An 11,405-nucleotide genomic window follows, 5' to 3' on the forward strand; every position below is an offset into this window, starting at 1 on the left:
TATCCCCTGGACACCACCTTCTACCAGGCCGTGAAGGGCATGGTCGGCGTGCTGGATATCCTGAAGGAAGGCGGATCCATCGTCATCGCCGCCGGATGCGCCGCCGGGATCGGCAGCGCGGAGTTCGAAGGACTGCTTCGGAAGACCACGGATGTCGACGCCTTTATCGAATGGATACAACAACCGGGCGTATTCACCATCGACCAGTGGGAGATCGAAGAACTGGTCAAGGCGCTGAAGAAGGGCAGGGTTTATCTGTACACGGACGGACTGAGTGACGACGACGTCCGGGACTGCCTGGTCGAGCCGGTTCCCTCCGTCGAGGCCGGCATCGAGTCAGCCCTGTGTCGCCACGGCGCCGACGCCACCATCGCGGTCGTCCCAAGAGGGCCCTACGTGATCCCCAGGGTACTGCCCGGGCAGGACGCCGCCGGATAGCGCAACATGACCTCCAACAGGTATGTCCACCATACTCCCCGCATCCATTCTTCCGCCTTCGTGGCGGAGAGCGCCGACCTGATCGGAGCGATCGACATCGGCAAGGACGCGAGCGTCTGGTACCAGGTGGTGATCCGGGCGGACGACGAACCGGTCACCATCGGCGAGGGGACCAACGTGCAGGACGGCAGCGTCATCCACATCGACGCCGGCATGCCCACCGTGCTGGGCAAGGGCGTAACCGTAGGGCACCGCGCCATCGTCCACGGCGCGGTGGTGGAGGACCACGCACTGATCTCCATGGGCGCCGTGATCCTCAGCGGCGCGCGAATCGGCAGGCACAGCATCATCGGCGCCGGCGCACTGGTGCTGGAGAACATGGACGTGCCGTCGGGGTCCCTTGTCGTGGGTGTCCCGGGCCGCGTGGTGCGCTCCGTCACCGACGAGCAGATCGAACGCATACACCGGACCGCGGAAGGGTACGTCGAACGGGGCAAAATCTATCTCGAACGGCGGGAGCGCGGTTCCTCCTGATCGCATGATTTCCGGCGTTCCGGATACCGAGGGTGCGGCCAGAATCCGCTTGACTTTGCCGTGCTCTTCCTTTAGTTTGCGATGCTCTGTTATGCTGGTCCTGAGCGCCTGTAGCTCAATTGGATAGAGCACCTGACTACGGATCAGGAGGTTGGGGGTTCGACTCCCTCCGGGCGTATTTTTAGTGGGACGCGGTAGCATGAGAAGCAACGACGGCGAACACGAAGAATGGCTCGGGCTGGCACTGGATGAAGCCAGGTCGGCAGGGGCCGCCGGCGATGTGCCCGTCGGGGCAGTGATCGTTCACGACGGCGCGGTAGTCGGCCGGGGCCAGAATCGCGTGGAGCGGTTGCGCGATCCCACCGCCCATGCCGAGATGCTCGCGATCCGCGAGGCCTGCGCCGCGCTGGGGTATGAACGGCTGGCCGGAGCCGCGCTCTACGTTACGCTGGAACCCTGTGCGATGTGCGCGGGTGCGATCGTGCTGGCCCGCCTGGACAGCCTCGTATACGGGGCTGCCGATCCCAAGACCGGAGCCTGCGGTTCTCTTCGCGATATCGCGCGGGACAAAAGGTTGAATCACCAGGTGGAAGTAACGGGGGGTGTGCTGGCGGAAACCTGTTCCGGGTTGCTGAAGGACTTCTTCAGGGTGAAACGCGGAGCGGGCGATCCGGCTGTCGAACCGAGGTTGCCGGAGAGGTGCGAGAGTGGTTGAATCGGACGGTCTCGAAAACCGTTGTGCCTCCGGGCACCGTGGGTTCGAATCCCACCCTCTCCGTTTTTTCCATTGAGTAGCCGTACTGAATGACCGTGAACGATATCATTCATCGCCCGTCTCCCTCCGCGTAGATTCCCCACCGTACACTCTTCCATCCATCATCATCGCGAAACGTCCATAAGTCGCGAGATTTCCGGATCGTTAGCTACGGCAGTCAGTTTATTATGCGACTTAAGGAATCTTGACTGACGTAAGACAAGGGAAGTCTTGAAGATTGTCCGAAACCGCAAGAGGCAGACTAAAACGGACAGGGGCTGATAGTTCCTTGAAGGAGATTCCCCGTAACCAGGTCTGGAATTCGGCATCGGCAGGTATGCAGATCGATGTTCCCAGTGTAACTAGATGGGTGAGATTGAGCGATATCATTTGCCTCGGTAGCCGACCGGACATCTCCTGATTATGTCTTATGTCGAACTCTTTCAGGTTCGTCAGTTGGGCGATTTGCGATGAGACGGATCCCGACAGACGATTGATAGCAAGTCTCATGGACTCCAGTTTGTCGAGGCGCCACAGTTCCCCCGGGATGTTTCCCGTCAGCAAATTCACTGAAAGATCAAGAAGAGTCAGGTCCTCAAGTCGTCCAATCTCCTCGGGAATATGCCCCGTCAGTCCGTTTGTTCCCAGGAATAGCGCGGTTAGATTCGCAAGTTCTCCGATTTTGTCCGGGATGCTGCCTTCCAGGTCGTTTTCATCCAGCCTCAGTATCTCCAGGTTTGACAGCTGCCCAATTTCAGGTGGAATCGTACCCGTCAGCATGTTTCCCTGAAGATGCAGCGACGTCAGGTTACCGAGTTGACTGATCTCCCGTGGAATGGTACCCGAGAGATCATTGTCTGCCAGAATCAGTGTCTCGAGATCCTGAAGTTGACCGATCTTCGCAGGAATGCTTCCCCAAGACTGTTACTTCCCAGGTGTAGCCTTTTCAGTTCGGAGAGTTCTCCGATCTCAGGCGGGATCGAGCCGTTCAGGCCGATACCGAAGAGGTTGATTTCAGTCACTCTATTCTGGTCATCAGTTACAATCCCATACCAGGTTTCGATAGGACTATGGCTCAACCAATTACCTCTTTCTCTCCATTCAGCCCCGCCGGTAGCGTTGTAGATCGCAACCAGAGCGTCCACGTCGGGATGGGGGTTGACCACTCCACAGGTCTCGTAATCGGTGTTTTGGATTGTACTCAGCCAATCCTGGAAACCATCACCTTCCGCGAAACACAACTGGGTGCCGTTCAGCAAAAACGTGTCCAGATCAAGCTCGGTAAGTTCGACAGGCGGTGTGCCGCCCAGATATGGATTGTCGGACAGATCAAGGCTTGTCAGTTCCTTTAACAGGTACAACTCATATGGCAACCTTCCGCGCAAGCCGTTTCCTGAAAGGTTCAGACCGGTCACGAATCCATCTTCATTCGTGGTCACGCCATGCCAACTGCCAACGTAATTCGTGCTCGCCCAACCTTCGTTCGTGGTCCAGTTGCGACCCTGGGTACGGTCGTAAAGGGCGTCCAGGGCGATTCTTTCTATTCGTAGATCTTCGCAGTTCGTGACACGTCTACCGGATATACCCTCGAGCCACGCCTGAAAACCGGCATCGCGCGGAGCACATAACTGCGTTCCGTGAAGTATGAGTTGTTCAAGGTGCTGCAGATCTGTCAGCGATTGAGGCAGAGGTTCGGCCAGGCCGATGTTGTCCTGAAGCTGCAGATCCTCAAGGCTGGTCAGCCGTCCCAGTACGATAGGCAGTGTCCCCGTTAAAAGGTTGTCGGACAGATTCAGTGCCTCCAGGGCGGTTAACTGACCCAACTCGGACGGTATATCACCCTCCAGCCGGTTGTTTACAAGCGTGATCGAACGAACGCGGCCTTCGGTGTCCGTTTCGACGCCATGCCACTCGCCTATGGGTACGTCCGTAAGCCAGTTTTCGCTTTCGGCCCAATCCTGGCCATTCAATTCGTTGTATAGCACGGACAGTACATCGCGGTCCGTAATCATGCTTTCGCACACCGAAATCGACTGAACACCGGGTATTCGCTGCAGCCAAGCATAAAACTCGGCGTCCGAAGGCACGCATAGCGCCGTGTTGCCGAGATGGAGTGTAACCGGGTTGAGATTGAGAAACTCTCTGGGCAATGGTCCGGACAGCGAGGGATTATCTGTGAGATCAAGATGATCGAGATGTTCTAATGAGCCCAGCTCCGGAGGGATGGAGCCCGATAACTGATTCCGGGAAAGGTAGAGGGATGAAAGATACGATAGTTGTCCCAGTTCCGGAGGAATTGGTCCCGTCAACTGATTGCCGGACAGAAAGATTGCGGCCAAGTCGGCAATCTGTCCGATTTCCGGGGGGATTGGGCCCGTCAATTGGTTGTTTGCCAGACCCAGGTCCCAGAGTTTGGCCAGTTGCGCGATTTCCCGCGGGATACTGCCCGTCAGTTGATTATCGGACAGACTAAGTCGTTCGAGACTGGCCATCCCGCCCAGTTCGGGAGGCAGGGACCCACTCAATTCGTTCTCTGAGAGAAACAGAACTCTGAGATTGTCAAGCAGGGACAGTTCAGCCGGGATCGCGCCGCTGAGGTTATTCGATCCGAGAAAGAGGGCTGTCACCCGCCCCTGGTAATCTGCCGTCACGTTTTCCCACTCTACTACGGGTTTTTCGCTCAGCCAATTTGTGGACCTGATCCAGTTTGGTCCACCGGTCCGGTTGTACAACGTAATAAGAACCTCCCTGTCCGAACTGTCCTGACTGGGCGCCAGAACCGATACGACAACGCTGGCGGAAACCTCTTCCGAGCTCGCCGTTATACCGGCCGTGCCGTTATGAATCGCTGTTACGACACCGGAATCGCTGACACTCGCGACGGCCGGATTATCACTTGTCCAGTTCACCAGGGGGTTGGGTATCATGTTATCATTCAAATCGTATACCGTGGCAATGAACCGGACCTGATCGCCTAAGACCGTCAGCGTCGTATCTCCAGGCGCAAGGGCAATACGACCCGGTGTCAGGGACACGACAATATTTACTTCCTTCTTGATTGTCCCGTAACTCGCAGTCACCTGGGCTGTGCCGTTCCTGACTGCGGTTACCAGTCCCTGGGCGCTGATGGTCGCGATACCAGTGTCGCTGCTCGACCATGTCACGGTGGCGCCGGCGACCGGATTCCTGTTCGAATCCAGTACGTTGGCAGTCAGTTGAACCGTTTCACCAATAACTGACAACCGGATCGGAAGTGGCTCGACAACGATACTGGCCACCGGCAGTGAAACCCTGACATCAACACTTGATGCCGCACTTCCCGATCTCGCCGTGATCGTCGCGGTGCCGACTCCAACTGCGGTTACCAGTCCCTGGGCATCGACCGCCGCGACACCTGAATCGCTGCTCGACCATGTCACTTGAGCGTCATTCATCGGCCTGTTGTTTTGATCCCAGACCTAGGCTGTAAGCCTGATACTCTGACCTAAGGCATTTAAATCAAACAAAGACGAGGATGGCGAAATTCGAACCTTGGACGGTACTGATGCGGGAGGAGGTGGGGGAGATGGAGGTGATGGCGGGTCTGGTTTCGTCGGGCCGTCTTGGCCACAGGTGGAAACTGACAGTATCGTTGCCAGTATCAAGATGGGGAAAACGGAACGCGTCACGTGTTTTACTGACATTTGACTGATGAAAATCCTGTTGTTTCCGATTGCGAAATCTATTAACTTAATCGTTCTGACTTTACGTTGAATCTCAGACTGATACCAGGTTCGGTCGGGATCGATTGCATAAGAATATGCCCGGTTACAAGCTGAGACAATGTAAATCACCAGGGCGTAGTTTGATACCGGCGGTGTGCTGTTGTAATCAAAAGCAAGGCAGGCTGGCCATGCGCGGCGATCGGTGAATCCGTAGACTTGGGAGAGGTGCGAGAGCGGTTGAATCGGCACGCCTGGAGAGCGTGTGTTCACCATGTGGACCGTGGGTTCGAATCCCACCCTCTCCGTTGAAAACCGGGGAGACCCGGACTTGGAACGAAGGGGTGGTGGCCCTGCCTGGACGTGTTATCACGCCCGGACCTTTTCTCCCGGCCGAACCCGCCTCGTTCCACAGGTTTTTGGGGCAGTAGCTCAGTTGGGAGAGCGCCAGAATCGCAATCTGGAGGTCGGCGGTTCGATTCCGCTCTGCTCCACTCGGGAGACCGGGGACGCCGTGAACCGGCGTGCTTGGCAACCCGGTATGCAAGCTTGGAACGATTACGGTCGTGCTAGATGGGGAGTTAGCGGTGCCCTGTAACCCGCAATCCGCTACAGCGGGGTCGAATCCCCATCCCGAGGATCGCACTTGCGTCGCCGGTATGCGCTGCATCCGGTATTGAAAGTCAGGTCCCGCGCAACGTGACAACGCCCAACCCCGTCAGGACCGGAAGGTAGCAGCGGTAAGCGCCTGAATCGTGTGCCGCGGGAGTGCCTGGCCGGAGCCGGCGGCACGGATGCCCCGATACGAGGAGATTCGAGGGTGGGTGCACGACCGCTTAACCCGTATTGCCCCGTACTACCTGCCTCTCGTCCCAAGTAACCCAGGCATGGAGGGTTGGGCCTTGGCCTACGAAGTCACCGCCCGAAAATGGCGTCCCCAGGAATTCGACGGCGTGATCGGGCAGGAACACGTCACCACCACGCTGAAAAACGCCATTCAGGCGGGCCAGATCGCCCATGCCTACCTGTTCGCCGGCCCCCGCGGCGTGGGCAAGACGACCACGGCCCGCATCCTGGCCAAGGCCCTGAACTGCGTCGAAGGCCCCACGGTAACGCCCTGCAACGCCTGCACGATCTGCCGGGAAATCTCGGAAGGACGCAGCGTCGACGTGCTGGAGATCGACGGCGCCTCCAACAACCGGGTCGAGCAGGTCCGGACGCATCTGCTCGAGAGCGTCAAGTACACGCCCAGCCAGGGCAAGCACAAGATCTACATCATCGATGAAGTGCACATGCTGACCAAGGAGGCCTTCAACGCCCTGTTGAAGACGCTTGAAGAGCCGCCTCCCCACGTGTACTTCATCTTCGCGACGACGGATCCCCGGAAGGTGATCCCCACCGTGCTCTCCCGGTGCCAGCGCTTCGATTTCCGGCGCATATCGGGGCCCACCATCGTGGATCACCTCGCCATGATCAGCGAGAAGAGCGGGTACGGCGTCCAGCCCGAAGCCCTCGCCCTCATCGCGCGCCGGGTGGACGGCAGCATGCGGGACGCCGAAAGCCTGCTGGACCAGGTCGTCGCCTTCGGCGGCACCGGGTTGACCGCCCGTGCAGCGGCGGAGGTCCTGGGTATCGTGGACCAGGACGTCTATTTCGAATTATTCGACATCGTGGCGGACCAGGACGTCCCCCGAGGGCTTGACCTGGTCGACCGGATCTTCCGGCAGGGCCACGACCTCGAAGAAATCATCCTGGGCGTCCTGGAACACCTGCGCAACCTGCTGGTCGTCAAGGCGGCTCCCGAAGCGGACACACTGCTCGGCGCCGCCGCGCTGGAACTCGACCGCTACCGTGAACAGGTGACGCGATTCGAGACGGAAGACCTGCTCAGGCTGTCTCAACTGGCCACGCAGATGGAACAGGCCGTCAGGCAGAGCACGCTACCCCGGGTGCAGCTCGAGACGGGCATCGTCCGCATGATACGCATGGCCAGGTCGGTGCAGTTGACCGACGTCATGGCCCGGCTGTCCGAAATGGCCCGGCGCGTCGGATCGGGAGAGGAGGAGGACGCTTCCGGCACAGACGCTTCCGGCACAGACACTTCCGGCACAGACACTTCCGGCACAGAGACTTCCAGCGCAGAGACTTCCGATACAGAGGGCTCCGAAGAAGCGAAACCGCCCGCCCGCGCCCAGGAATCCACCCGTTCCGATGCGCGTCCCGAAGTGCGGGGCGCCACCGAATCGCGAGGCGCCACCGAGCCAGGTCTCCCGACCGGAGAAGCTTCCGAAACTTCGCCCTCCCAGACTACCGACCCGCCGGCCGGCACGGCGCCAGCACCATCTATTGAGGAGGGTCGGAGCCCTGCGGAATCCGCGGAATCATCGGCGGCCACCACGACTGCGCCGAAACTGGATCTCCAGGCGGTCCGAAACAGTTGGCCCGCCATCGTGGAAGAGATCACCAGGCAACGAAGCGGCCTGGGCAACCTGCTTGCAAAAGCCGTGCTCTCGGCCTGCTCGCCTTCGGATGACGCCCGGTCGGAAGGACCCGGAAGAATTACCCTGAGGTTTGAGTCCAGCCAGGTCTTTCATAAGCAGCAGATAGAGAAACGCGAAAACGCGTTGCTGATACAGGCGGTATGCTCCAAAGCGCTGGGAATCCCGGTTCGGATCAAGTGCGAGATCGACGATAGCGCAGCGGCGGAGGACGCTACGCGGGTGACTGAAGACGCCAGGTCTGGTACGGACGACGACAGGGGCAGGGCGGAGGACACCGGGTCCGGTCCGGACGAATACCCTGGCGCAGTAGACGATTCCGTGCAGGAAGGACAAAATGCCCCGTCGACCGGCACATCAGCCGCGAAGGAAACCAGCGCGCGTTCCGGCGCCGCGAAAGATCCGGCCGTCATGAAGATCGTGGAGGCGTTCGACGGCCAGATTGTGAAGGACTGAGGTCGGGTCGCCGCGGACGAGACGCGGACGAGACGCGGACGAGGAAAAACAGGAAAGGACAGGATTATGGCCAAGGGCATGTCAGGCATGATGAAGCGTGTTCAGAGAATGCAGAAGAAGATGGTGCAGATTCAGGAGGAAATCGCCCAGCGCCGGGTCGAAGGCACGGCCGGCGGCGGCATGGTCACCGCGGTGGTGGACGGCAAGCTGAACGTCGTGGAGATAAGGATAGACCCGGCCGTGGTCGACCCCGAAGACGTGGAGATGCTCGAAGATCTCGTGCTGGCCGCCGTCAATCAGGGTCAGCAGAAGGCGCAGGAAATGGTGAACCAGGAAATGGGACAACTTACCGGGGGGCTGAATATCCCCGGCCTGTAACGTCACATCCAGCGGCGTTTCGCTGATCCCGATCCAACTCATCAGGGAACAGACACATGGCGCGCAAGTACAGTTCCGAGACCCTGGCCATCCTGGTGGACGAACTGAGCCGCCTGCCCAACATCGGCAGGGTGACGGCGCAGCGGCTGGCCTTCCATATTCTGAAGGGACCGGCCGAACGCGCCTTTTCGCTGTCTGACGCCATCCGGGCGGTGAAGGAGAAGGTCCGCTACTGCGACGTGTGCTGGAACATCACCGAATCCGAGACCTGCGGGATCTGTCACGATGCCCGCCGAAAGCCGGAGACCATCTGCGTGGTGGAAGAACCCCGGGACGTGATCACGCTCGAAAGCACGGGAGAATACCGGGGCCTGTACCACGTGCTCCACGGCGCGCTTTCGCCCCTTGACAACATCACCCCGGACGACATACGTGCCCGGGAGCTCGTGCAGCGGATGAACGAAACGGTGGAAGAGGTCATCATCGCGACCAATCCCAATATCGAGGGAGAAGCCACCGCGCTCTACCTGAGCCGGTTGATCAAGCCCCTGGGCGTCCGGGTTACCCGCCTCGCCCGGGGTCTTCCCATGGGCGGCGACCTGGAATACGCCGACGAAGTGACCCTTGCCCGCGCCCTCGAAGGCCGCACGGATTTGTAACGCGGAGCCGTGATACAATACGCCGAACCGATCTCCTGATCCCCTTGCCCCCATGAATCTGCCAAACAAACTGACCATATTCCGCATCATCCTGAGTCCCATCTTCATGGTCTTCTTCCTGGTAGATACATTGTATACACGGTATATCGCCCTGGTGATCTTCATGATCGCCTCGCTGACGGATCTGTACGACGGCTATCTTGCGCGCAAGACCGGCGTGATCACCAGTTTCGGGAAGTTCATGGATCCCCTGGCGGACAAGATCCTCACGTCCACCGCCCTGATCTGCTTCGCGTCGCTCGGCTACATCTACACCTGGATGGTCCTGGTCATCATCGGCAGGGACTTCATCGTGACGGGCCTTCGGTGCATCGCGGCGTACCGGGGGCTCCTGATCCTGCCGACCCAGGTCGCCAAGTGGAAGACGGCTTCGCAGATGGTGGTCATCGTGATTATCCTGCTCTACATCAACGTCCAGACGACCATGATCGCCTTCGGCCAGTGGAGCGGGGAGTTCGACGACGTCGCCTGGTGGGTCCTCAACGGCATGGTCTTCGTCTCCATGACGCTCACGGTCAGTTCCGGTCTCGACTACGTCGTCAAGAACCGGTCGATCTTCACCAGTCTGCTGAGGTAGGCATGCGCGCCCTGATCACCCTGCTGTCGACCGGATGTTACGCCGGTTACACGCCCCGCGCGCCCGGTACGGCCGGAAGCGTGCTGGGACTCGGCCTGGTCTGGGCCTTGTCCGGTCCGCTTGGACTGACGCTTCCCTATTACCTGCTGGCTACGGCCGCTCTGTTCCTCCTCGGGATCTGGGTATCGGGCAGGGCGGAACCGCTGTTCGGCCACGACGGACCGGAGATCGTGATCGACGAGATCACCGGGGTCCTGATCGTCTTTTCCGGGATGCCCTTCGACGTCATAACGGTCGTTGCCGGCTTCATCCTGTTTCGCGTCCTGGACATATGGAAACCCTTCCCCTGCGACCGGATGCAGCGTCTTTCCGGCGGCCTGGGGGTCATGATGGACGACGTCGTCGCCGCGGTCTACACCTGGCTCCTGTTACTGCTCACGGGATGGCTTCTGTCATGAAATCCGCCGCAATCATCACGATCGGCGATGAACTGCTCTACGGTTCCGTCATCGATACCAATGCCGCCTATATCGGCCAGCGCATGACGGCAGCCGGTATCGAACCGGTATGTTCCATGACCGTGGGCGACGAGGGTTCCCGTATCGGCCGGGCCCTCGATGTTCTGTGCCGGCAGGCGGACGTGGTGCTCGTCACGGGCGGACTCGGACCGACCCATGACGACGTGACCAAGACCGTCATCGCGGAGGCGATCGGACAGGACCTGGTCTTTCATCCCGATATACTGGACACGGTGGAAGCCATGTTCACCCAGCGGGGCATGGACATGCCGGAATCGAACCGCATCCAGGCCTATATGCCCAGACACGCCGAGGTGCTCGACAATCCCGTCGGCACGGCGCCCGGTTTCCTGGTGCGCCACCACGGTGCGGCCGTCTTCGTCATGCCGGGCGTGCCCCGCGAGATGAAGAAGATGCTGAACGAACAGGTCCTGCCCCGGCTGAAGGTCCAAGGCGCGGGCCGGGTCATCCTCCACCGGTGGATCCGCACGACGGGGATCGGCGAATCGAGTCTTTCCCAGATCATCGGCCGTGTCATCGAGGAGGCGGAGGACGTCAAGATCGCCTCCCTGCCCCAGGAAACCGGCGTCAACCTGCGTCTCACGGCCGAGGGAGGCAGCGAGGAGGAAGCCCGGCGGCGCATCGAGGCCGTCGAATCCAGGATGGTCGCCCGGGCCGGCGAACATATCTACGGCATGGACGACGACACCCTCGAAGAAGTGGTCGGGCGCCTGCTCCGGGAAGCGGGTGCCACGGTGGCGGTCGCCGAATCCTGCACCGGCGGCCTCGTGGCCTCCCGCATGACCGATGTGCCGGGCAGTTCCGACTACTT

General features: G+C 59.9%; 11 protein-coding genes, 4 tRNA genes and 1 other RNA gene. 14 read left to right on the forward strand and 2 right to left on the reverse strand.

Features of this window, described 5'->3' with window-relative positions; genetic code table 11:
* From OXG98_02340 to OXG98_02360, 5 genes are all read left to right on the forward strand, one after another.
* Positions 1 to 438 (forward strand): hypothetical protein (locus OXG98_02340; protein ID MCY3770853.1); only part of this gene is annotated, 438 nt, incomplete at its 5' end.
* Between the two features lie 6 nt (positions 439 to 444).
* A complete protein-coding gene (locus OXG98_02345) occupies positions 445 to 972 on the forward strand; it encodes a gamma carbonic anhydrase family protein (GenBank protein ID MCY3770854.1) in 528 nt (175 codons plus the stop codon).
* A 104-nt stretch (positions 973 to 1,076) separates the two neighbouring features.
* A tRNA-Arg gene (locus OXG98_02350) sits at positions 1,077 to 1,150 on the forward strand.
* 21 nt (positions 1,151 to 1,171) lie between these two features.
* Positions 1,172 to 1,687, forward strand: a complete 516-nt coding sequence (gene tadA / locus OXG98_02355; GenBank protein ID MCY3770855.1) for a tRNA adenosine(34) deaminase TadA — start codon at positions 1,172 to 1,174, stop codon at positions 1,685 to 1,687.
* Positions 1,666 to 1,750: transfer RNA gene (locus OXG98_02360), tRNA-Ser, on the forward strand. Before tadA ends, OXG98_02360 begins: the two co-directional genes overlap by 22 nt.
* A 171-nt stretch (positions 1,751 to 1,921) precedes the next feature.
* Here OXG98_02360 and OXG98_02365 read toward each other — a convergent pair.
* Entirely contained in the window at positions 1,922 to 2,506 is a 585-nt protein-coding gene (locus tag OXG98_02365; GenBank protein ID MCY3770856.1) for a hypothetical protein, read from the reverse strand.
* A gap of 86 nt (positions 2,507 to 2,592) precedes the next feature.
* Complete coding sequence (locus tag OXG98_02370; GenBank protein ID MCY3770857.1) at positions 2,593 to 5,145, reverse strand: Ig-like domain-containing protein; 2,553 nt, start codon at positions 5,143 to 5,145, stop codon at positions 2,593 to 2,595.
* Between the two features lie 504 nt (positions 5,146 to 5,649).
* Between OXG98_02370 and OXG98_02375 the strand changes: the two genes are divergently transcribed.
* The 9 genes from OXG98_02375 to OXG98_02415 form a co-directional block, all read left to right on the forward strand.
* Positions 5,650 to 5,735 (forward strand) — tRNA-Ser (locus OXG98_02375).
* 113 nt (positions 5,736 to 5,848) lie between these two features.
* Positions 5,849 to 5,921 (forward strand) — tRNA-Ala (locus OXG98_02380).
* Positions 5,922 to 5,991: 70 nt separating this feature from the next.
* Positions 5,992 to 6,259, forward strand: an RNA gene (gene ffs / locus OXG98_02385) — signal recognition particle sRNA large type.
* A gap of 70 nt (positions 6,260 to 6,329) precedes the next feature.
* The gene (gene dnaX / locus OXG98_02390) at positions 6,330 to 8,381 is read left to right on the forward strand and encodes a DNA polymerase III subunit gamma/tau (protein MCY3770858.1); all 2,052 of its coding nucleotides are present in this window, start codon (positions 6,330 to 6,332) and stop codon (positions 8,379 to 8,381) included.
* A 66-nt stretch (positions 8,382 to 8,447) separates the two neighbouring features.
* Entirely contained in the window at positions 8,448 to 8,759 is a 312-nt protein-coding gene (locus OXG98_02395; protein ID MCY3770859.1) for a YbaB/EbfC family nucleoid-associated protein, read from the forward strand.
* 56 nt (positions 8,760 to 8,815) lie between these two features.
* The gene (gene recR / locus OXG98_02400) at positions 8,816 to 9,418 is read left to right on the forward strand and encodes a recombination mediator RecR (GenBank protein ID MCY3770860.1); all 603 of its coding nucleotides are present in this window, start codon (positions 8,816 to 8,818) and stop codon (positions 9,416 to 9,418) included.
* A gap of 52 nt (positions 9,419 to 9,470) precedes the next feature.
* Positions 9,471 to 10,055 carry a CDP-diacylglycerol--glycerol-3-phosphate 3-phosphatidyltransferase gene (gene pgsA, locus OXG98_02405; protein ID MCY3770861.1) on the forward strand — a complete coding sequence of 195 codons (585 nt, stop codon included), beginning with the start codon at positions 9,471 to 9,473 and terminating at the stop codon, positions 10,053 to 10,055.
* A 2-nt stretch (positions 10,056 to 10,057) separates the two neighbouring features.
* Positions 10,058 to 10,513, forward strand: coding sequence for a phosphatidylglycerophosphatase A (locus OXG98_02410; protein MCY3770862.1), 456 nt, complete (start codon positions 10,058 to 10,060; stop codon positions 10,511 to 10,513).
* The coding region (locus tag OXG98_02415; protein MCY3770863.1) for a CinA family nicotinamide mononucleotide deamidase-related protein at positions 10,510 to 11,405 on the forward strand (896 nt) is incomplete at its 3' end. The genes OXG98_02410 and OXG98_02415, both read left to right, overlap by 4 nt.

The organism is Gemmatimonadota bacterium (genome assembly GCA_026706345.1).
Lineage (GTDB): Bacteria > JAAXHH01 > JAAXHH01 > JAAXHH01 > JAAXHH01 > JAAXHH01.